The sequence below is a fragment of the Comamonas sp. FG99 genome (assembly GCF_057808605.1).
The window spans coordinates 74,353-95,616 of the sequence record NZ_JBMDII010000018.1; the positions used below are offsets into that span (position 1 = coordinate 74,353).

The 21,264-nt window shown below is 66.5% G+C and carries 19 protein-coding genes; 16 read left to right on the plus strand and 3 right to left on the minus strand.

From position 1 onward, the window contains the following. Nucleotides 1-114 precede the first annotated feature (114 nt). The 4 genes from ACODRX_RS13920 to ACODRX_RS13935 all read left to right on the plus strand — a co-directional run bounded on the left by ACODRX_RS13920 (nucleotide 115) and on the right by ACODRX_RS13935 (nucleotide 5,772). Complete coding sequence (locus ACODRX_RS13920) at nucleotides 115-1,851, plus strand: IlvD/Edd family dehydratase (RefSeq protein WP_488872111.1); 1,737 nt, start codon at nucleotides 115-117, stop codon at nucleotides 1,849-1,851. Nucleotides 1,852-1,866: 15 nt separating this feature from the next. Next, nucleotides 1,867-3,447, plus strand: a complete 1,581-nt coding sequence (locus ACODRX_RS13925; RefSeq protein ID WP_488872112.1) for an aldehyde dehydrogenase (NADP(+)) — start codon at nucleotides 1,867-1,869, stop codon at nucleotides 3,445-3,447. Nucleotides 3,448-3,513: 66 nt separating this feature from the next. Continuing rightward, nucleotides 3,514-4,809: an MFS transporter gene (locus ACODRX_RS13930; RefSeq protein ID WP_488872137.1), complete on the plus strand. Its 1,296-nt coding sequence runs from the start codon at nucleotides 3,514-3,516 to the stop codon at nucleotides 4,807-4,809. Between the two features lie 36 nt (nucleotides 4,810-4,845). Then, on the plus strand, nucleotides 4,846-5,772 hold the full coding sequence (locus ACODRX_RS13935; protein ID WP_488872113.1) for a dihydrodipicolinate synthase family protein: 927 nt from the start codon (nucleotides 4,846-4,848) through the stop codon (nucleotides 5,770-5,772). 89 nt (nucleotides 5,773-5,861) lie between these two features. On the opposite strand, the gene ACODRX_RS13940 is transcribed toward ACODRX_RS13935, so the two are convergent. Continuing rightward, on the minus strand, nucleotides 5,862-6,797 hold the full coding sequence (locus tag ACODRX_RS13940; protein ID WP_488872114.1) for a LysR family transcriptional regulator: 936 nt from the start codon (nucleotides 6,795-6,797) through the stop codon (nucleotides 5,862-5,864). Between the two features lie 354 nt (nucleotides 6,798-7,151). Here ACODRX_RS13940 and ACODRX_RS13945 point away from each other — a divergent pair, with 354 nt between their 5' ends. From ACODRX_RS13945 to ACODRX_RS13975, 7 genes are all read left to right on the plus strand, one after another. Beyond that, nucleotides 7,152-7,844 (plus strand): hydrolase, encoded by a 693-nt coding sequence (locus tag ACODRX_RS13945; RefSeq protein ID WP_488872115.1) that lies wholly within the window; start codon nucleotides 7,152-7,154, stop codon nucleotides 7,842-7,844. A gap of 79 nt (nucleotides 7,845-7,923) precedes the next feature. Then, nucleotides 7,924-8,187 carry a XapX domain-containing protein gene (locus ACODRX_RS13950; protein ID WP_488872116.1) on the plus strand — a complete coding sequence of 88 codons (264 nt, stop codon included), beginning with the start codon at nucleotides 7,924-7,926 and terminating at the stop codon, nucleotides 8,185-8,187. A 26-nt stretch (nucleotides 8,188-8,213) separates the two neighbouring features. Continuing rightward, nucleotides 8,214-10,106, plus strand: a complete 1,893-nt coding sequence (locus ACODRX_RS13955) for an amidohydrolase (protein ID WP_488872117.1) — start codon at nucleotides 8,214-8,216, stop codon at nucleotides 10,104-10,106. 32 nt (nucleotides 10,107-10,138) lie between these two features. After that, nucleotides 10,139-10,564 (plus strand): DoxX family protein, encoded by a 426-nt coding sequence (locus ACODRX_RS13960; RefSeq protein ID WP_488872138.1) that lies wholly within the window; start codon nucleotides 10,139-10,141, stop codon nucleotides 10,562-10,564. Next, nucleotides 10,561-11,289, plus strand: coding sequence for a YoaK family protein (locus ACODRX_RS13965; protein ID WP_488872118.1), 729 nt, complete (start codon nucleotides 10,561-10,563; stop codon nucleotides 11,287-11,289). The genes ACODRX_RS13960 and ACODRX_RS13965 overlap by 4 nt, the downstream gene beginning before the upstream one ends. Beyond that, nucleotides 11,289-11,897 (plus strand): TMEM175 family protein, encoded by a 609-nt coding sequence (locus ACODRX_RS13970; protein WP_488872119.1) that lies wholly within the window; start codon nucleotides 11,289-11,291, stop codon nucleotides 11,895-11,897. The genes ACODRX_RS13965 and ACODRX_RS13970 overlap by 1 nt, the downstream gene beginning before the upstream one ends. 26 nt (nucleotides 11,898-11,923) lie before the next feature. After that, entirely contained in the window at nucleotides 11,924-12,607 is a 684-nt protein-coding gene (locus tag ACODRX_RS13975) for a YoaK family protein (RefSeq protein ID WP_488872120.1), read from the plus strand. Nucleotides 12,608-12,619: 12 nt separating this feature from the next. On the opposite strand, the gene ACODRX_RS13980 is transcribed toward ACODRX_RS13975, so the two are convergent. After that, nucleotides 12,620-13,726, minus strand: coding sequence for a tartrate dehydrogenase (locus ACODRX_RS13980; protein WP_488872121.1), 1,107 nt, complete (start codon nucleotides 13,724-13,726; stop codon nucleotides 12,620-12,622). Between the two features lie 109 nt (nucleotides 13,727-13,835). On the opposite strand from ACODRX_RS13980, the gene ACODRX_RS13985 reads away from it, so the two are divergent. From ACODRX_RS13985 to ACODRX_RS13995, 3 genes are all read left to right on the plus strand, one after another. Next, nucleotides 13,836-14,762 (plus strand): LysR substrate-binding domain-containing protein, encoded by a 927-nt coding sequence (locus tag ACODRX_RS13985; RefSeq protein WP_488872122.1) that lies wholly within the window; start codon nucleotides 13,836-13,838, stop codon nucleotides 14,760-14,762. Between the two features lie 95 nt (nucleotides 14,763-14,857). After that, nucleotides 14,858-16,213, plus strand: a complete 1,356-nt coding sequence (aptA, locus tag ACODRX_RS13990) for an omega-aminotransferase AptA (protein ID WP_488872123.1) — start codon at nucleotides 14,858-14,860, stop codon at nucleotides 16,211-16,213. A 25-nt stretch (nucleotides 16,214-16,238) separates the two neighbouring features. Beyond that, nucleotides 16,239-17,756, plus strand: coding sequence for a CoA-acylating methylmalonate-semialdehyde dehydrogenase (locus tag ACODRX_RS13995; RefSeq protein WP_488872124.1), 1,518 nt, complete (start codon nucleotides 16,239-16,241; stop codon nucleotides 17,754-17,756). A gap of 149 nt (nucleotides 17,757-17,905) precedes the next feature. Here ACODRX_RS13995 and ACODRX_RS14000 read toward each other — a convergent pair whose 3' ends face one another. After that, complete coding sequence (locus ACODRX_RS14000; RefSeq protein ID WP_488872125.1) at nucleotides 17,906-18,721, minus strand: FadR/GntR family transcriptional regulator; 816 nt, start codon at nucleotides 18,719-18,721, stop codon at nucleotides 17,906-17,908. A 252-nt stretch (nucleotides 18,722-18,973) separates the two neighbouring features. Here ACODRX_RS14000 and ACODRX_RS14005 point away from each other — a divergent pair, with 252 nt between their 5' ends. Both ACODRX_RS14005 and ACODRX_RS14010 read left to right on the plus strand, forming a co-directional pair. Next, on the plus strand, nucleotides 18,974-20,176 hold the full coding sequence (locus ACODRX_RS14005) for an ABC transporter substrate-binding protein (RefSeq protein ID WP_488872126.1): 1,203 nt from the start codon (nucleotides 18,974-18,976) through the stop codon (nucleotides 20,174-20,176). Between the two features lie 223 nt (nucleotides 20,177-20,399). Then, entirely contained in the window at nucleotides 20,400-21,260 is an 861-nt protein-coding gene (locus ACODRX_RS14010; RefSeq protein WP_488872127.1) for a branched-chain amino acid ABC transporter permease, read from the plus strand. The last annotated feature ends 4 nt before the right edge of the window (nucleotides 21,261-21,264 follow it).

Genomic DNA, 21,264 nt, shown 5'->3' on the forward strand with positions numbered 1-21,264 from the left:
TCGAAATTGATATCAAAAACGGTTTGATTTTCATTAGAAGAATAACAAAAGAATATCTACAGTAGCGCCATCCACCGCATGAGCGGCACCTGTAGACCCCACGGAGGCATCACGATGAACGACCAGCAAAAGCCCAGGCTGCGCTCCACAGAATGGTTTGGAACCAACGACAAGAACGGCTTCATGTACCGCAGCTGGATGAAGAACCAGGGCTTGCCGGACCATGCATTCGACGGCCGCCCGGTGATCGGCATCTGCAATACCTGGTCGGAATTGACGCCCTGCAATGCGCACTTCCGCAAGATCGCAGAGCACGTCAAGCGCGGCGTGTATGAGGCAGGCGGTTTCCCGGTCGAGTTTCCGGTGTTCTCCAATGGCGAGTCGAACCTGCGCCCCACCGCCATGCTCACGCGCAATCTGGCGGCCATGGATGTGGAGGAGGCCATCCGCGGCAATCCGATCGACGCCGTGGTGCTGCTGTGCGGCTGCGACAAGACCACGCCGGCCCTGCTCATGGGGGCCGCCAGCTGCGATGTGCCGGCCATCGTGGTGACGGGTGGCCCCATGCTCAACGGCAAGCTCGATGGCAAGAACATCGGCTCGGGCACGGCCGTGTGGCAGCTGCACGAATCACTGAAGGCCGGTGAGATCAATCTGCACAAGTTCCTCTCGGCCGAAGCGGGCATGTCGCGCTCGGCGGGCACTTGCAACACCATGGGCACGGCCTCGACCATGGCCTGCATGGCCGAGGCGCTGGGCACCAGCCTGCCGCACAACGCAGCGATCCCGGCGGTGGACTCGCGCCGCTATGTGCTGGCGCACATGTCGGGCATGCGCATCGTCGAGATGGCGCTGCAGGGCTTGACGCTGTCGAAAATCCTGACCCGCGAGGCCTTCGAGAACGCGATCCGCGTCAATGCCGCCATCGGCGGCTCGACCAATGCGGTGATCCACCTGAAGGCCATTGCCGGGCGCATCGGCGTGCCGCTGGAGCTGGAAGATTGGAGCCGCGTGGGCCAGGGCATGCCGACGATTGTCGACCTGATGCCGTCGGGGCGCTTCCTGATGGAGGAGTTCTACTACGCGGGCGGCCTGCCCGCCGTGCTGCGCCGCATGGGCGAGGCCGGGCTGCTGCCGCATCCGCAGGCGTTGACGGTCAATGGCCAGTCGATCTGGGATAACGCCAGGCAGGCCCCGATCTACGACGACGAGGTGATCCGTACGCTGGACAAGCCGCTGATCGCCGATGGCAGCATTCGCATCCTGCGCGGCAACCTGTCGCCGCGCGGCGCCGTGCTCAAGCCCTCGGCGGCCACGCCCGAGCTGCTGCGGCACCGGGGGCGCGCGGTGGTGTTCGAAAACCTGGAGCACTACAAGGAGCGTATCGTCGACGAGAGCCTCGACGTCGATGCCGACTCGGTGCTGGTGCTCAAGCACTGCGGCCCGCGCGGCTATCCCGGCATGGCCGAGGTGGGCAACATGGGGCTGCCCCCGAAGCTGCTGCGGCGCGGGGTCAAGGACATGGTGCGCATCTCCGACGCGCGCATGAGCGGTACCGCCTACGGCACCGTGGTGCTGCATGTGGCGCCCGAGGCCTCGGCGGGCGGGCCGCTGGCCATCGTGCGCGACGGCGACTGGATCGAGCTCGACAGCGATGCCGGCCGCTTGCACCTGGACATTCCCGAAGACGAATACCAGCGTCGCATGGCCGAGGTCCAGAAGAATGCCGCGCCCGCCGATGGCGGCTACCGGCGCCTGTATGTCGATCATGTGCTGCAGGCCGACGAAGGCTGCGATCTGGACTTCCTCGTCGGCTGCCGCGGGTCGGCAGTGCCGCGCCATTCCCATTGACTGCGGAGACTGCAGATGACGATCACCGGATCACTCCTCATCGCCGGCCAGGCCCGGCGTGGCCTTGGAGCCGAGTTTCAAGCCATGGATGCTGCCAGCGGCCAGCCTGTTGCGCAGCCTCTGTTCGCCAGTGCCACGCGGGACGACGTGGAGCAGGCCGCGCATGCCGCCCAGCAGGCCTTCGATGGCTACCGCAACACTGGCCTGCAAGCCAGGGCGGCCTTTCTTGACGACGCGGCTGCACGCATCGACGCATTGGGCGATGCGCTGACCGAGCGCGCCATGGCCGAGACCGGCTTGCCGCGCGCCCGGCTCGAAGGCGAGCGGGCCCGCACCGTGGGGCAGTTGCGCATGTTCGCCGCGCTGGTGCGTAGTGGCGATGCACTCGATGCCCGCATCGAGCCCGCCTTGCCCGAGCGCCAGCCGCCGCGCAGCCTGCTGGCAATGCAGCGCATCGCCATCGGGCCGGTGGCGGTGTTTGGCGCCAGCAATTTTCCGCTGGCCTTTTCCGTGGCTGGCGGAGACACCGCTGCCGCCCTGGCCGCGGGCTGCCCGGTTGTCGTAAAGGCGCATCCGGCCCATCCGGGCACGTCGGAAATGGTGGGGCGCGCCATCCAGGCGGCCGTGGCCGCGGCGCAGCTGCCCGCCGGAGTGTTCTCCATGCTGACCGAGGCCGGGCATGAGATGGGCGCCGCGCTGGTGGCGCACCCGGCCATTCAGGCGGTAGGCTTTACCGGTTCGCGTGCGGGCGGCCTGGCGCTGATGCGCATTGCCGCCCAGCGGCCGCAGCCGATCCCAGTCTATGCCGAGATGAGCAGCATCAACCCGACCATCTTTTTGCCCGCCGCGCTGGCCGCCCGCACCGAAGCCCTGGCGCGCGAGTATGTTGCATCGCTGACGATGGGCTCGGGCCAGTTTTGCACCAATCCGGGCCTGGCACTGGCGCTGGCCGGGCCTGAGCTCGACCGCTTCCTGGCGGTTGCGGCGGATGCCGTGGAGGCATGCGCGCCCGGTGTCATGCTGACGGCGGGCATTGCGCGCGCTTTCGAGGCGGGCGTGCAGCGCGAGGCCAGCCAGCCAGGGGCCGAGATCATCGCGCGCGGCGCGGCTCAGGCCGGCCGCGCGCAGGCGACCTTGATTCGCCTGCGCGCCGCCGATCTGCTGCAGGGCGGGCGTTTGCCTGAAGAGGTCTTCGGCCCGCAGAGCAGCTTCGTCGTCTGCAGCAGCCCGCATGAACTGTGCGCCGTGTTGCAGATGCTGGATGGCCAGCTGACGGCCACCATGCAGATGGACACCGGCAATGCGGCGGACCTGGCGCTGGCCGGCGCTCTTTTGCCCATCCTGGAGCGCAAGGTGGGCCGCATTCTGGTCAACGGCTTTCCCACGGGAGTCGAGGTCTGCGATGCGATGGTGCACGGCGGCCCGTTTCCCGCCACGTCCGACGGGCGCAGCACGTCGGTGGGCACGGCTGCGATCGAGCGCTTCCTGCGCCCGGTCTGCTACCAGAACCTGCCGCAGCAACTGCTGCCGCCTGCGTTGCGGGATTCCAACCCTTTGCACTTGCGCAGGCGCATTGCGGGCCGCAGCACCACCTGAGCCTGCGGCCGGAACACAAACCACAACAGGAGACTTTCCATGAGCATTTCCGCATCCGGCGGCCAGATGGCCACGCCCGTCGCAGCCGAGCGCAGCAAGGAGCAACGCATCATCGCGATGCTGGTGCGCAAGCTGCTGCCGTTTCTGGCGCTGATCTATGTCGTTGCCTATGTCGACCGCGCCGTGGTCGGCTTTGCCAAGCTGCACATGAATGCCGACCTCGGCATCAGCGAGACCGCCTATGGCGTTGGCGCGGGCTTGTTCTTCATCGGCTATTTTCTCTTCGAGGTGCCCAGCAATCTGGCGCTGGACCGGTTTGGAGCGCGGCGCTGGTTCGCGCGCATTCTGTTCACCTGGGGCGCGATCACCATGGCCATGGCCTTGATCCACGACGCCACCACGTTCTACATCGCGCGCTTTCTGCTCGGCGCGGCCGAGGCGGGGCTGTACCCGGGCATCCTGTACTTTCTGACCAAATGGTTTCCGCTGCGCCACCGTGCACGCATCATCGGCCTGCTGGTATTGGCCCAGCCGATTGCGCTGATCGTTACCGGGCCATTGGCTGGCATGCTGCTGCAAAGCGGGGGCTGGCTGGGCATGTCGGCATGGCAGACGCTGTTTGTCGTCAGCGGCCTGCCCGCCGTGCTGCTGTGCCTGCCCACGCTGCGCATCCTGCCCGAGTCGCCGGCCAATGCGCGCTGGCTGGCGGCCGAAGACCGCGCCTGGATAGAGCGCGAGCTGGCCGCCGATGCCACCGAGCATGGCCTGCGTTCGCACGGCAATCCTTTGCGAGCCCTGGCGGACAAGCGCGTGCTGATGCTGGCGCTGCTGTTCCTGCCGTTTCCGCTGGCCATCTATGGCCTGTCCATGTGGCTGCCAACCATCATCAAGCAGTTTGGCGTGAGCGACATGGCCACAGGCTTCCTGTCCGCCGTACCCTATCTTTTCGCGGTGGCCGGGCTGCTCATCGTGCCGCGGCATTCCGATCGCCGTGGTGAGCGCTACTGGCATATCGCCATCGTCTCCTGCGCGGCGGCGGTGACCATGGCCGCGAGCGCCTGGTTCAGCGCACCTGCCCTGCAGTTCCTGTTCATCTGCCTGACGGCGTTCTCGATCTACTCGATCCAGGCCGTCGTCTGGGCGCTGCCGGGCCAATTCCTGACCGGCGCCAGCGCCGCCGTCGGCATTGCCATGATCAATTCGCTGGCCAACCTGGGCGGCTACATCGGGCCGTTCGGCATCGGCTATATCAAGGACGCCACTGGCAGCACGGCCGGCGGCCTCTACTTTCTCGCCGTCATGCTGCTGTTCGCGGTGTTCATGACGTTTGTCGTGCGCGCTTCGCTCGATGGCAAGCGCTGAGCTCATTCCATCCACCGAACCAGGAGATCCAGCCCCATGGCCCATCCAGCGACGCCGTATGGCGGCATTTTTCCCGTCGTGCCAACCACCTTCCATGAAGACGGGACGCTTGATCTCGCCAGCCAAAGGCGTGCACTCGACTTCATGATCGACGCGGGTGTTGACGGCCTTGCGCTTTTGGCCAATTTTTCCGAGCAATTCTCGCTGTCGGACGACGAGCGCGAGACCATCACCCGTACCGCGCTTGAACATGTGGCCGGCCGGGTGCCGGTGATCGTGACCACCTCGCACTACGCCAGCCAGATCTGCGCCGCGCGCAGCCGCCGCGCACAGGACATGGGCGCAGCCATGGTGATGGTGATGCCGCCGTACCATGGCGCCACTTTCCGCGTGCCCGAGGCGCAGATCAGCGAGTTCTACGCCCGCGTCTCCGATGCCATCGGCATTCCGATCATGGTGCAGGACGCACCGGCCAGCGGCACCGTGTTGTCGCCAGCCTTGCTGGCGCGCATGGCGCGCGAGATCGAACATGTCTCTTACTTCAAGATGGAAACGCCGGGCGCCGCCAACAAGTTGCGCGAACTGATCCGTTTGGGCGGCGAGGCCATTGAAGGCCCGTGGGACGGAGAGGAGGCCATCACCTTGCTGGCCGACTTGCATGCCGGTGCCACCGGCGCGATGACGGGCGGCGGCTTCCCCGACGGCATACGCCCCATCATCGAGGCTTACCGGCGGGGCGACGCCGATGGCGCCTTTGCTCAGTACCAGCGCTGGCTGCCGCTGATCAACCACGAAAATCGCCAGGCGGGCATGCTGGCAGCCAAGGCATTGATGAAGGCCGGTGGCGTGATCGCCTGTGAGGCGCCCCGCCACCCGCTGCCCCCCATGCATCCCGAGACCCGGCGGGAGCTGCTGGAAATCGCACGCCGGCTTGAGCCGCTGGTATTGCGCTGGGGGCGTTGACCAGCCCTGGCAGCCAGGCTTGCGCAATCAGCGCCGCGATTGTCTTGGTCCCGGCACGGGCAGGGCCCGTGGTCAGACCCGGATCCGGCTCAAAGCGGCCGCTCCAGCTCCGCCACGCCGGCCCAGGGCTCGCGCGAGAACGATTGCACCAGGTGCTCGATGAAGGCCTGCACGCGCGCGGGCCGGTTGCGGCCCGGGGGCGTCAGGATGTGCAGCGTGATCGGCTCTACCTGCCAGTCTTGCATCACCACCTCCAGCGCGCCCGTCTGCAGCTCCTGCCAGACCAGGAAGGCCGGCTGCAGCGCCACGCCGAGGCCTGCAAGCAGCGCGGGCGTCAGGGCCTCGGCATTGTTGGCCTGCATTTGCACCGCCATCGCTTGGCTGAATTCACCGTGCTGCGGATGCTTGAAGCGCCAATCGGTGCCGCTGCGCTGATAGCTGTACTGCAATGCCTTGTGGTGCACCAGGTCGCTGGGGTGGCGCGGCCGGCCGTGGCGCTTGAAATACTCCGGCGAGCCCACCAGCAGAATCCGCACCTTGCACAGCTGGCGCGCCCGCAGGCTGGAGTCTTCCAGCTGGGCGATGCGCAGGGCCAGATCAAAGCGGTCGGCGACCAGGTCCACCTGCTGGTCGTCGAACTGCACGTCCAGCTCCACATCGGGCTGGGCCTGCAGGAAGCCGGGCAGCGCCGGCGCCAGCCGTGCAAGGCCGAACGACATGGGGGCGGACAGGCGTATCAGACCCCGCAGGCTGGTGGAGTGCTCCGCTACCTCGGACTCGACGGCCTGGCCTTCTTCCAGGATGCGCCTGGCGCGCTCCAGGGCCGTATGGCCGTTGGCGGTCAGCGAGACGCGGCGCGAGGTACGGTGCAGCAGCGTGGCCTTCATGCGCGATTCCAGCCGCGAGATGGCCTTGGAAACCGTGGCCTGCGACAGCGAGAACTCGGCCGCGGTGCGTGCGAAAGAGCCGGTTTCCGCAACCTTGGCAAAGATCGCCCATGCCTGCAGATCTGGCAGTTTGTTCATTGAGGAAACGAGTTAGCCTAAACCCCACAATATGCCAGCTATGCGCTGCCGGGAGCATGCAAAAAATGGAAAAGCTGGAATTCCATTTCTTGTCTTCTCAATGCTATATCCGGCTTATAGACTGGCATTATCGTTTTCGATATTTCTATCAGAGAATTTGCTGAAGTGCGCCATTTACTGGCCGATGCCGCCAAGCCGCGCTGAGCCAAATGGGCGCTGGTCTCTTCAGCATGCCATCACATCGGAAGCGGGGGCTTTGCACGGCAGCCCTCGCAGTCTGGCCTGGCGCAGGGCAGTTCGGCTCCGCGCGGGCAGCAAGCCGCCGTTGTCTTTCCATCCCCAAAGAGAGAAACCATGTCCAGCAAGTACCTTGAAGTCCTGACGCCGCAAAACAGCCAGATCATCTTCATCGACCAGCAGCCGCAGATGGCCTTTGGCGTGCAGTCCATTGATCGCCAGGTGCTGAAGAACAACGTGGTCGGCCTGGCCAAGGCGGCCAAGGTTTTCGGCATTCCGGCCACCATCACCACGGTGGAAACCGAGGGCTTTTCCGGCTACACCTACCCTGAGCTGCTGGGCGTGTTCCCGGACCACAAGATCCTGGAGCGCACCTCGATGAACTCGTGGGACGACCAGAACGTGCGCGACGCGCTGGCGGCCCATGCCGCGCAGGGCCGCAAGAAGGTGGTGGTCTCCGGCCTGTGGACCGAGGTGTGCAACACCACCTTCGCGCTGTCGTGCCTGCATGACACCGACTACGAGATCTACATGGTGGCCGACGCCTCGGGCGGCACCTCGCTGGATGCGCACAACTACGCCATGGACCGCATGGTGCAGGCCGGCATCGTGCCCGTGACCTGGCAGCAGGTGCTGCTGGAGTGGCAGCGCGACTGGGCCCACAAGGACAGCTATGACGCGGTGATGAACATCGTGCGCGAGCACTCCGGCGCCTACGGCATGGGCGTGGACTATGCCTACACCATGGTGCACAAGGCCGCCGAGCGCGTGCAGCACGGCGAGCGCATCGGCCCCAACCCTGCCAAGTAAGGCCGAGGCCGCCCCGCTCCGGGGCCGGCCCGGCGCGCGGGCCTCGGGGCCATCCATTTCCCGATTCCCGAGGCAAGCAATGAAACTCTATGCGTTATCACTCGGCGCCGGCCTGCTGGTCGGCATCGTCTACAGCCTGCTGAGCGTGCGCTCGCCCGCGCCGCCGCTGGTGGCGCTGGTGGGCCTGCTGGGCATCCTGGTGGGCGAGCAGATCATTCCCGTCGGCAAGCAGCTGCTGCAGGGCACCGCCTTCAGCACCGCGTGCGAGAAGGAGCAGGCCACCAGCCATGTGCTCGGCCAGCTGCCGGGCCGCAATGCCAAGGCCAAGGACGAGCAGGCATAGCAGGCCTTACAAGAGAGGAACACACCATGTCCGAGCATCCCGACATCATTTTCCGCAACGGCCAGATCATGACGCTGGACCGCTCCAAGCCGGTCGCCAGCGCGGTCGCCATCCGCGCAGGCCGCTTCGTTGCCGTGGGCGACGACGAGGAGATCATGCCCCTGGCGGGCAGCAGCACCCGCATCGTCGATCTCAAGCGCCGGCTGGTGGTGCCGGGCCTGTTCGACAACCATACCCACGTGGTGCGCGGCGGCCTCAGCTACAACCTGGAGCTGCGCTGGGACGGTGTGCGCTCGCTGGCCGATGCGCTCGACATGCTCAAGCGCCAGGTGGCCATCACCCCGGCGCCGCAATGGGTGCGCGTGGTGGGCGGCTTCACCGAGCACCAGTTCGTCGAAAAGCGCCTGCCCACGCTGCAAGAGATCAACGCCATCGCGCCCGACACGCCGGTGTTCCTGCTGCACCTGTACGACCGCGCGCTGCTCAATGCGGCCGCGCTGCGCGCCGTGGGCTATACCAAGGACACGCCCGAGCCGCCCGGCGGCGAGATCGTGCGCGATGCCTCGGGCAACCCCACGGGCCTGCTGATCGCCAAGCCCAATGCCACCATCCTCTACGCCACGCTGGCCAAGGGCCCCAAGCTGCCGCTGGACTACCAGGTCAACTCCACGCGCCATTTCATGCGCGAACTCAACCGCCTGGGCGTGACTGGCGTGATCGACGCGGGCGGCGGCATGCAGAACTACCCCGAGGACTACGAAGTCATCCAGAAGCTGGCCGACGCGGACCAGATCACCGTGCGCATGGCCTACAACCTGTTCACGCAAAAGCCCAAGCAGGAGAAGGAGGACTTCCTCAAGTGGACCTCCTCGGTCAAGTACAAGCAGGGCGACGACTACTTTCGCCACAACGGCGCCGGCGAGATGCTGGTGTACTCGGCCGCGGATTTCGAGGATTTCCGCCAGCCGCGCCCCGACATGCCGCCGCAGATGGAGAGCGAGCTGGAGGACGTGGTGCGCGTGCTGGTGCAGAACCAATGGCCCTGGCGCCTGCATGCCACCTATGACGAAACCATCTCGCGCGCGCTCGACGTGTTCGAGAAGGTTCACCAGGAAACGCCGCTCACGGGGCTGAACTGGTTCTTCGACCATGCCGAGACCATCTCCGACAAGTCGATCGACCGCATCGCGGCGCTGGGCGGCGGCATTGCCGTGCAGCACCGCATGGCCTACCAGGGCGAGTACTTCATCGAGCGCTATGGCGCACGCGCGGCCGAGGCCACGCCGCCCATCAAGCGCATCATGGAAAAGGGCGTCAAGGTCTCGGCCGGCACCGATGCCACGCGCGTCGCTTCGTACAACCCCTGGGTGTCGCTGTCGTGGATGGTCACCGGCAAGACGCTGGGCGGCACGCAGATGTACCCGCAGCGCAACCTGCTCGACCGCGAGACCGCGCTGCGCATGTGGACCGAGAACGTCGCCTGGTTCAGCAACGAGGAGGGCAAGCGCGGCCGCATCGCGGTGGGCCAGCTGGCGGACTTCATCGTGCCGAGCAAGGACTACTTCTGCGTGCCCGAAGACGAGATCGCCTTCCTGAGCTCGCACCTGACCGTGGTCGGCGGCCGCGTGGTCTATGGCGAGGGCGAGTTCGCCGAGCACGACGACAACCCGCTGCCGCCGGCCATGCCCGACTGGTCGCCCACGCGCAGCTTCAAGGGCTATGGCGCCTGGGGCGAGCCCGAAGGCGCGGGCCGCAACTCGCTGCACCCGCTGAACTACCGCAATCTGGCCGCCTGCGGCTGCGGCACCAGCTGTGGGCTGCACGGCCACAGCCATGCCAACGCCTGGGCGTCCAGCGTGCCGGCCTCCGATCCGAAGAGCTTCTTCGGCGCGCTGGGCTGCTCGTGCTGGATGGCCTGAGGCCCCGGAGCGCTGCGATGACAAGCCTTCGCATGCAAGACCGCCTGTCGGCCATGGCACGCCCCGTTTTCGGCGCCGCCGCCGTGCGCTGGCTCGCCTATCTGGGCCTGTGCGCAGCCTACCTGCAGGGCGGCCTGGTCAAGCTCACCGATTTTCCCGGAGCCATCGGCGAGATGCAGCATTTCGGCCTGGCGCCGGCGCCCTGGTTCGCGGCGCTGGTGATCGCGCTGGAGCTGGGCGCATCGGCGCTGGTGCTGGCCGGGCGGCTGCGCTGGCTCGGCGCCCTGCTGCTCGCGGGCTTCACCTTGCTGGCCACGTTCCTGGCGCTGCGCTTCTGGGAGCTGCCCGTGGGCCAGGAGCGCTTCATGGCGGCCAATTCCTTTTTCGAGCATCTGGGCCTGGTCGGTGGCTTTATGCTGGTGGCCTGGCTGGATCTGCAGGACAAGGAGGTTTCGTGACGGCTGCCGGCAACGCATCTCCCTCTTCACCCCAAGCGCCCGCCCCGGGCCTGTGGGCGCAGTGCCGCGCCCCGGTGCTGCTCACCATCGTGGGCGGCGCCATCGACACCATAGGCTTCATCGCGCTGCTGGGCTTTTTCACCGCCCATGTGACCGGCAACCTGGTGCTGGCCGGCGCGGCCTTCGTCAAGGGCGGGGCGGGCCTGTGGATCAAGCTCGGCGCGATCCCGCTGTTCATCGCCACCATCATGCTCACCAAGGCCTGGATCGACCGCTGCAGCCAGCTCCACCAGCCGCACAAGACTCTGGGCTGGCTGTTCGTGGCCGAGGCGGTGTTTCTCGCCGCCTTCATGCTGGCGGGCCTGCGGCTTGAGCCGTTTCGCGACCCCAATGCCGGCGCGCTGGCGCTGACCGGCGGCCTGGGCCTGATGGCGCTGGCCATCCGCAACACGGCCAGCAAGACGCTGATCAAGCACATCAGCCCCAGCACCATGATGACGGGCAATACCACGCAGTTCGGCATCGACCTGTCCCACTATGTGCGCAGCCCCGGCCGCGAGCAGGCGCAAGCCCTGTTCAAGAGCGGCAGCATCGTCGGCGGCTTCGTGCTGGGCGCCTTTCTGGGCGCGGTGCTCTACATGCGCCTGGGCTTTTGGAGCGTGCTGCCCTTCATGCTGGCCATCCTGTACCTGGCCAGCCTGTCTTTTCGCAAGCAGTTCATCTGATGCAGGCCGCGGCCATGAACAAGAGCCGGCTGGAGTCCTTCAGCGACGGCGTCATCTCGGTGAGCCTGACGCTGATGCTCTACCAGATCCAGCTGCCGTCCGAATTCACCTGGAACGGACTGTGGAAGGAGGCGCACAACTTCTTCGGCTATGTGCTCAGCTTCATCTATGTCGGCATCTACTGGAACAACCACCACCACATGTTCCAGGTGGTGCGCGGCATCAACGGGCGGATCATGTGGGCCAACCTCAACCTGCTGTTCTGGCTGACCATGATCCCCATCACCACCACCTGGGCCGGCAAGTCGGGGCTGCTTGCCTTTCCGACGGCGCTGTATGCCGCGGTGCTGTTCATGTGCGCGGCCTCGTACTGGATGCTGGAGCGCGTCATCATCGTCTCGGAGGGCCGGGACTCGGCGCTCGCCAGCACCATCGGCAAGGACTTGAAGGGCAAGATATCCCTGCCCGTATACGCCCTGGCCATCGCCGTCAGCTTCTACAGCACCACGGCGGCGTTTACCATTTTCACCGCGATGGCCGCGCTCTGGTTCTGGCCCGATTCGCGCATCGAGAAATACCTGGCGCAGCAGGGCGGCAAGCAGCCCTGAGCGCCTTTTGCCCGGAGCCTTCATCCATGCCCGAAACCCGCGCCGCCCCCACTCCCTTGAGCCATCTGCTGGGCTTCAACGCCGGCTATGTGGATACCGCCGGCTTCCTGGCGCTGAACGGCCTGTTCACCGCGCATGTGACCGGCAACTTCGTCACCTTGGGCGCGGCGCTGATCCATGGCAGCGCGGGCGCGCTCTCCAAGCTGCTGGCGCTGCCGGTGTTCTGCGTGGCCGTGGCGCTGGCGCGCCTGGCCAGCAACGCGCTGGCGGCGCGGCAGAAGGCGCCGATGCGCAGCCTGATCGCGGCCCAGGTGCTGCTGCTGGCGCTGGCGGCGGCGCTGATGCTGGGCTTCGGCCCGTTCAGCGACAGCGACGCGCCGCCCGCGTTTGCCGCCGGCATGCTGATGGTCTGCGCCATGGCGGTGCAAAACGCCATGCAGCGCATGCACCTGCCCCAGCTGCCGCCCTCGACCCTGATGACGGGCAACACCACCCAGGTGATGATCGATCTGGCCGACCTGCTCAAGGGCCTGCCGGGCGATGCGCGCGGCGCCGCCACCGGGCGCCTGCGCAAGATGCTGCCCGCCATCGCGAGCTTTGCGCTGGGTTGCGCGCTGGCGGCCCTGGCCTATGTGGCCCTGGGCATGTGGTGCTTCGCGCTGCCGCCGCTGGTGGCGGCGCTGACGCTGCGCCACAGCGCGGCGGCCTAGCGCCGCGCCCTGTCAGCCCTGGGCGATCAGCGCCGCGATCGCTTCGCCCACTTGCGTGGTATTGGCCGTGCCGCCGAGGTCGGGCGTGCGCGGGCCGCTCTTGATGGCCTCTTCGATGGCGGCCACGATCGCGTCGTGCGCCTGGCGGCCGGCGCCCTGGCCCTGGGTCAGGAAGTCCAGCATCAGCGCGCCCGACCAGATCATCGCGATCGGGTTGGCGATGTTCTTGCCGTAGATGTCGGGCGCAGAGCCGTGCACCGGCTCGAACAGGCTGGGGAAAGTGCGCTCGGGGTTGAGGTTGGCCGAGGGCGCCAGGCCGATGGTGCCGGTGGTGGCCGGGCCCAGGTCGGAGAGGATGTCGCCGAACAGGTTGGTGGCGGCCACCACGTCGAAGCGGCCCGGCTGCAGCACGAAGCGCGCGGTGAGGATGTCGATGTGCTGCTTGTCCAGCGTGACCTCGGGGTAGGCCTGGGCCACCTCCTCGGCGCGCTGGTCCCACCAGGGCATGCTGATGGCGATGCCGTTGCTCTTGGTGGCCAGGGTGACATGCTTGCGCTGGCGGCTCTGGGCCAGGTCGAAGGCGTACTTGAGCAGGCGCTTGGCGCCGTGGCGCGAGTAGACCGATTCCTGGATCACGATCTCGCGCTCCGTGCCCTCGTACATGATGCCGCCCAGCGACGTGTACTCGCCCTCGGTGTTCTCGCGCACCACGTAGTAGTCGATGTCGCCGGGCTTGCGGCCGGCCAGCGGGCAGGGCACGCCCTCGAACAGGCGCACGGGGCGCAGGTTGATGTACTGGTCGAACTCGCGGCGGAACTTGAGCAGCGAGCCCCACAGCGACACATGGTCGGGCACGGTGGCGGGCCAGCCTACGGCGCCGAAGAAGATCGCGTCCATGCCCTGCAGCTGTGCCTTCCAGTCGTCGGGCATCATCTGGCCGTGCTCGGCATGGTAGTCGCAGCTGGCCCACTCGAAGTGGTGGAAGTCGAGCTGCAGGCCGAAGCGCCGGGCGGCGGCCTGCAGCGCGCGCAGGCCCTCGGGCATGACTTCCTTGCCGATGCCGTCGCCGGCGAGGACTGCGATCTTGTACGCGGTGGGATGGGTGGTGGTGGTGGACATGGGCGGTTTGCGTCGTTGAAAGTGCTGGGCGGTATTTTCAGACCAGCAGATATTGAAGACAATCCCGGATTGGTAGTCTGATTATTTACGATTTGTGTTTAAAAACCTGTTGCCCGAAGACCTGCGCGTCTTTCTTTCGGTGGTGCGCCGCGCCGGTTTTGCCGCGGCGGCGCAGGAGCTGGGCGCCTCGCCCGCCTATGTGAGCAAGCGCATACGCCTGCTGGAGGCGGAGCTGGGCGTGCAGTTGCTGTACCGCACCACGCGGCGCGTGGCGGTGACGGAAGACGGCGAGCGCGTGTTCCGCTGGGCGCAGCGCATCCTCGATGACATCGACCACCTGGTGCAGGACGTGAGCACCACGCCCGGCGAGCCGCGCGGCCTGCTGCGCATGAGCAGCAGCTTCGGCTTCGGCCGCAACGTGGTGGCGCCGGCCATGTCGCAGCTGGTGGCGCGGCATCCGGGCCTGCAGGTGCGGCTGGAGGTGTTCGACCGCCTGGTCGACGTGGCGGCCGAGGGGATCGATCTCGATGTGCGCGTGGGCGACGAGATCGCGCCGCACCTGATCGCCCGCAAGCTGGCCGAGAACCACCGCGTGCTGTGCGCCGCGCCCGCCTATGTCCAGCGCCGCGGTTGGCCGCGGGCCATCAGCGAGCTGGCCGCGCACGACTGCCTGGTCATCAAGGAGCGCGACCACCCGTTCGGCGTCTGGAAACTGCGGGCCGGCACCGAGGAGCGCACGGTGAAGGTGACCGGGCCGCTGTCGGCCAACCATGGCGAGATCGCGGTGCAGTGGGCGGTGGACGGCCATGGCATCGTGCTGCGCTCGGTCTGGGACGTGGCCGCGCTGCTGCAGTCCGGCCAGCTGCTGCAGCTGCTGCCGGAATGGCGGCAGCAGGCCAATGTCTGGGCCGTCTACCCCACGCGGCTCGACCGCTCGGCCAAGGTGCGGGCCTGCGTGGAGTTCCTGCAGGAATATTTTGCCCAGGCCATGCCGGCGCCGGCCGATAACTTGCAGATTCCTGCAAGTAAACATTGATATTTCACTATTTGACGAAGAAAGCTTCGCGCCCACAATCCGGGTACGACGCAATGCGGCCCGTGGCCGCAGCGATGCATTCCCAGGAGGTCACCATGAGCTTTGTGCAGATCGACGATTCCACCACCGCAGTGCGCCAGGACGCCGCCTGGCTGGATGCCCACTGGATGCCGTTCACCGGCAACCGCGACTTCAAGGCCAACCCGCGCATGATCGTGGGCGCCCAGGGCGCCTACTACACCGATGGCGAAGGCCGCAAGATCTTCGACGGCCTGTCGGGCCTGTGGTGCGCCGGCATCGGCCACGGCCGCCGCGAGGTGAGCGAGGCGGTGAGCCGGGCTGTGGCCACGCTGGACTATGCGCCGGCCTTCCAGTTCGGCCACCCGGCGTCGTTCGCGCTGGCCAACAAGATCAAGGATCTCACGCCCGCCGGGCTGGATTATGTGTTCTTCACCGGCTCGGGCTCCGAGGCCGCCGACACCGCGCTGAAGATGGCCCGCGCCTACTGGCGCGCCAAGGGCCAGGGCACGAAGACGCGCCTGATCGGCCGCGAGAAGGGCTACCACGGCGTGAACTTCGGCGGCATCTCCGTCGGCGGCATGGTGGGCAACCGCAAGACCTTCGGCCAGGGCGTGGAGGCCGACCACCTGCCCCACACCCAGCCGGCGATGGGCTCGTTCTGTAAGGGCATGCCCGAGCAGGGCGGCCGCGAGCTGGCCGACAAGCTGCTGGATGTGATCGCGCTGCATGACGCGAGCAATATCGCGGCGGTCATCGTCGAGCCCTTCTCCGGCTCGGCCGGCGTGGTGATTCCGCCCCAGGGCTACCTGCAGCGCCTGCGCGAGATCTGCACGCAGAACAACATCCTGCTGATCTTCGACGAGGTGATCACCGGCTTTGGCCGCTGCGGCGCCTGGACCGGCTCCGACGCCTTCGGCGTGGTGCCCGACGTCATGACCTTCGCCAAGCAGGTGACCAACGGCGCGCAGCCGCTGGGCGGCGTGATCGCCACCAAGGAGATCTACGGCACCTTCATGGCGCAGGGCGGCCCGGACTACATGCTGGAGTTCCCGCACGGCTATACCTACTCGGCCCATCCGGTGGCCTGCGCGGCCGGCCTGGCGGTGCTGGACATTCTGGAGAAAGAAGACATGCCCGGCCGCGCGCGCGCGCTGGCACCGTACTTCGAGCAGGCGGTGCACAGCCTCAAGGGCGCCAAGCATGTGCTGGACATCCGCAACTATGGCCTGGCGGCCGGCTTCACCATCGCGCCGCTGGCGGGCGAGGCGGCCAAGCGGCCCTACGAGATCGCGCTGAAGTGCTGGGAAAAGGGCTTCTATGTGCGCTATGGCGGGGACACCATCCAGCTCGCTCCGCCCTTCATCAGCGAACAATCCGAGATCGACCGCCTGGTGAATGCGTTGGGCGATGCGCTGGCCGAGACGGCATAAGACACCTTTCCAATCCGAGACATCCATGAACCACGACAAGAACGTCACCGCCACCGTCGGCCACCTGATCGACGGCAAGATTGTCCATGACAACGGCCGCTCGCAGCCGGTGTTCAACCCCGCCACCGGCCAGTCCTCCACCAGCGTCGAGCTGGCCGGCAAGGCCACGGTCGAGGCAGCCATCGCCTCGGCCGAGAAGGCCTTCCCGGCCTGGCGCAACACGCCGCCGCTCAAGCGCGCCCGGGTGATGAGCCGGCTCAAGGTGCTGCTGGAAGAAAACGCCGACAAGATCGCCGCGATGATCACCGCCGAGCACGGCAAGGTGCTGGCCGATGCGCATGGCGAGCTGCAGCGCGGCATCGAGAACGTGGAATACGCCAGCTACGTGACCGAGCTGCTCAAGGGTGAGCTCAGCCGCAACGTCGGCCCCGGCATCGACAGCTGGAGCGAGTTCCAGGCGCTGGGCGTCACGGCCGGCATCACGCCGTTCAACTTCCCGGCCATGGTGCCGCTGTGGATGTGGCCCATGGCGGTGGCCTGCGGCAACTGCTTCATCCTGAAGCCCTCCGAGCGCGACCCGAGCAGTGCGCTGTTCGTGGCCCAGCTGGCGCTTGAAGCCGGCCTGCCGCCCGGCGTGCTCAACGTGGTCAACGGCGATAAGGAGGCGGTGGATACGCTGCTGGCCGACCCGCGCGTCAAGGCGGTGAGCTTCGTCGGCTCCACGCCGATCGCCGAATACATCTACGCCGAGGGCTGCAGGCACGGCAAGCGCGTGCAGGCCCTGGGCGGCGCCAAGAACCATGCGGTGGTCATGCCCGATGCCGACATCGGCAACGCGGTCAACGCCATGATGGGCGCGGCCTATGGCTCCTGCGGCGAGCGCTGCATGGCGGTGCCGCTGATCGTGGCCGTGGGCGACGACACCGCCGACGCGATGATCGCCGGCCTCTCGGCCGAGATCGCCAAGATGAAGGTCGGCCCCGGCACCGACAACGCCAACGACATGGGCCCGCTGGTCACCAAGCCGCATTTCGAGAAGGTGCAGGCCTATGTGGACAGCGGCGTGGCCGAAGGCGCGAAGTTGCTGGTCGACGGCCGCGGCCTGAAGGTGGCCGGCCATGAGGAAGGCTACTTCCTCGGCCCCTGCCTGTTCGACGAGGTGAAGCCCGGCATGAAGATCTACCAGGAAGAGATCTTCGGCCCGGTGCTCGGCATCGTGCGCGTGAAGACGCTGCAGGAGGCCATGAAGCTCATCGACGAGCACGAATACGGCAACGGCACCTGCATCTTCACCCGCGACGGCGAGGCGGCGCGCTACTTCAGCGACCACATTCAGGTCGGCATGGTGGGCGTGAACGTGCCGCTGCCGGTGCCGGTGGCCTACCACAGCTTCGGCGGCTGGAAGCGCTCGCTGTTCGGCGACCTGCACGCCTACGGCCCCGACGCGGTGCGCTTCTACACCAAGCGCAAGACCATCACCCAGCGCTGGCCCTCGGCCGGCCTGCGCGAAGGCGCGGTGTTCAGCTTCCCGAGCAGCCGCTGATCCCCGCCCCGCCCATGCACCCAGCCCAGGAGCCTCTCCTGGGCTTTTATTTTGATAGCTTCCAGCGCCTATTATTGCTTGTTTTCAGATATAAAAATATATGAAAACTAGAATTTATAAGCGCGAGCAGCTATCAAAAATGATTGTTCTCAATCCTGCGCCTTGCGTGCCATTGCCGGCCGCGGGCTGCGCAGCGAATCGGCATCGAGGATCAGCCGGCCCTGGATGCGGCCCTTCATGCGCTTGACCGCATGCGTGGCGTCCTGCATGTGCCTGAGCATCAGCTCGCGCACGCGCTCGGCGTCGCGCGCGCGCGCGGCCTGCACGATCTCGCGGTGGTAGTTGGCGTTTTCCTCGCCGAAGCGGCGGTGCTCGGCCTTGGGCGTGCGGTTGCCGAAGACGATGAGCTGGCGGATCATCTCGTTGATCAGCTCGCAGGTGAAGCGCAGGAACGGGTTGGGGTTGGCGGCCGCGAGGATGTCGTGGAAGTTCACGTCCTCGCGGCGCTGCACCAGCAAGTCGCTGCCGCTTGACGAGGGGTCGCAGCAGGAGATGCTGTGCTCCAGCGCCTCGAAATCCGCCTCGCTGAGATGCGGCACCGCGCCGGCCGCAAGCTCGGGCTCCAGCTTCAGGCGCACCGCGTAGATGTCGTCGATCGTCACCTCCTTGAAGAACAGGTAGTTCTGCATGAACTGCAGCGTGCGCTCCAGCGGCACCTCGACGATGGTGCCGCCGCCCGAGGGGCCGGTCGAGATCGTGATCAGCCCTTGCACTTCGAGCGACTTGAGCGCTTCGCGCACCGTGCCCTTGCTCACCTGGAACTGCTCTTGCAGCTCGCTCTCGCGCGGCAGGCGGTCGCCGGGGCTCAAGTTGCGCTCGGTCACCATGCGCTTGATTTCCTGCGCGACCAGGTCCGAGCGCTTGAGCTGCCGGATCGCCAGGGGGGAAGACTTCTTGGTTGCCATGTTGCTAGTGTTTGCTGTGCGTGCCCAGGCCGGTGCAGGACCCCGCCGCGCTTTTCGTGCAGTATGCACCGCGATCGTGCAATCGCCCACGCGTCTAGGGTTTATCCGCGTCATATTTGTTCTATTTATCACTATAAATATGAATAAGGAGCCTGTGCACGCGCCAAGCTGACGAGCTGCAAGCTGGCATGCATCGTGCTCTGAGAAGAAAGCAGGCCAGCCTCGGCCGCCACCCACCAAGGAGTCACCACCATGCATCGTCGCAACTTCCTGCAACTGTCCGCGCTCGGCGCGCTGCCTGCCGCGCTGGGCCTGTCGCACCAGGCGTTTGCCCAGGCCAAGGGGGCCATCCAGTTCGGCTGCCCGGTGCCGATGTCGGGCGCCTTCGCGGCCAACGGCAAGTTCGCCGACCTGGGCATGAAGCTGGCGATCGAGCAGTACGGCAAGGCGCTGGAGCGCCCGCTCGCCTACACCCTGCTCGACACCGAGGGCAAGCCCGCCACCGCGATCCGCAAGGTGCAGGACGCCTCGCAGCAGGGCGCGAAGTTCTTCGCCGGCGGCATCCTGTCGTCCGAGGCGCTGGCCATGGGCAAGGAGGCCGAGAAGGCCGGCGGCATCTTCATCACCACCGCCGGCGCCGACGAGATCACCGGCAAGGACTGCAACAGCGCCACCTTCCGCTGGTCGGTACCCACCTTCGGCGCCATCGAGCAGACGGTGCGCCCGCTGATCGAGGCCAATCCCAAGGCCAAGCGCTGGTACACGATCACGCCGCAGTACGTGTTCGGCGACGGCCTGCTCGGCGCGGCCAAGAACATCTTCAAGGAAAAGGGCATCGAGCATGTGGGCAACAGCTACCACTCGCTCACCGAGAAGGAGTTCAGCGGCTACCTGACCAACGCGGTCGCGGCCAAGCCCGATGTGCTGCTGATCCTGAACTTCGGCCAGCAGTCGTCCGACACGCTGCGCCAGGCCATCAGCTTCGGCATGAACAAGAACATGACCATCCTGATCGCCTGGGCCTCGGGCCTGGAGCAGTTCGAGTCGCTGGGCGCCGACCTGTGCGACGGCGTGTATTTCGGCGCGCAGTACTGGCACTCGGTGGATGCGCCGCTGAACCTGGAGCTGGTCAAGCGCAGCAACGACAAGCTCAAGTTCAACCCCAACTACAGCCTGGCGGGCTCGTACATCTGCACCAAGCTGCTGATCGACGCGATCATCAAGGCCGGCACCGTGGACCAGAAGGCGGTGGTCGCCGCGCTGGAGGGCATGAAGTACCAGGGCCTGACCGGCGAGGAGGAGGTGCGCAAGGCCGACCACCAGGTGCTCAAGAACTACTACTTGCTCAAGGGCAAGGCCAAGTCCAGGATGAAGAACAAGGACGACTACGCCGACATCGTGAGCTCGGGCAAGTCCTTCCTTCCGGTGGAGCAGACCGGCTGCAAGCTGGCTTGAGATGGAGGGCTCCCCCTGAGCGGCTGTGCCGCTTCCCCCTCTCTACCCGCTTCGCGGGGAAGGGGGACGACACCATCGGTGCGGGGCGGCGCGGCCGGCATAGGCCCTTCCTCGGTGTCCCTGGGTTAGGTCAGGCCAGTTTCATAGGCATCGCACGATGACCCTCGGCATGTCAGAGCCACCGGGCGCTTCTTCCCCCTTTGTCCATCGTTTCGGACCCTTTATGAGCATCTATCTGCTTCAGACGATCAACGGGATCGGCATCGGCATGCTGTACTTCCTGTTGGCAGTGGGCCTGTCCATCGTCTTCGGCCTGCTGCGCTTCGTGAACTTCGCGCACGGCACCTTCTACCTGCTGGGCGCCTATTTCTGCTACCAGATGACCCAATGGGGCATGAGCTTCTGGCTCGCGCTGGCGGTGGTGCCGCTCGCGGTCGGCGCGCTCGGCTGGCTCACCGAGAAACTCGTGCTGCGCCATGTGTACGCGAAGGCGCACGAGTTCCACATCCTCGTCACCGTGGGCTTCGCGCTCGTGGTGCAGGAGATCGTGATCATCATCTGGGGCCCGCTGGGCGACAGCGTCGCGGTGCCCGAGCTGCTGAACGGCGTGGTCATGTGGGGCAGCTTCGTCTATCCCAAGTACCGCCTGTTCGTGATCGGCTTCAGCGCGGTGCTGGCGGTGGTCATCTGGTATGTGCTCGAAGGCACGCGCCTGGGCAGCGTGGTGCGCGCAGGCAGCGAATCGACCGAGATGGTCTCGCTGCTGGGCATGAACGTGTTCGGCATCTTCAGCCTGGTGTTCGGCCTGGGCGTGGGGCTGGCGGCGCTGGCCGGCGTGCTGGCCGCGCCGATACGCGGGGTGAGCCCGTTCATGGGCGTGGAGGCGCTGGGCGTGGCCTTCGTGGTGGTGGTCGTGGGCGGCCTGGGCAGCTTCAGCGGCGCGCTGGTCGGCGGCCTGCTGATCGGCATCGTGCAGAGCCTGATGAGCACGGTCTGGCCCGAGGGCGCGAGCCTGATGATCTATGTGGCGATGGCCGCGGTGCTGCTGCTGCGCCCCAATGGCCTGCTGGGCCGCGCGGTTTGAGCGA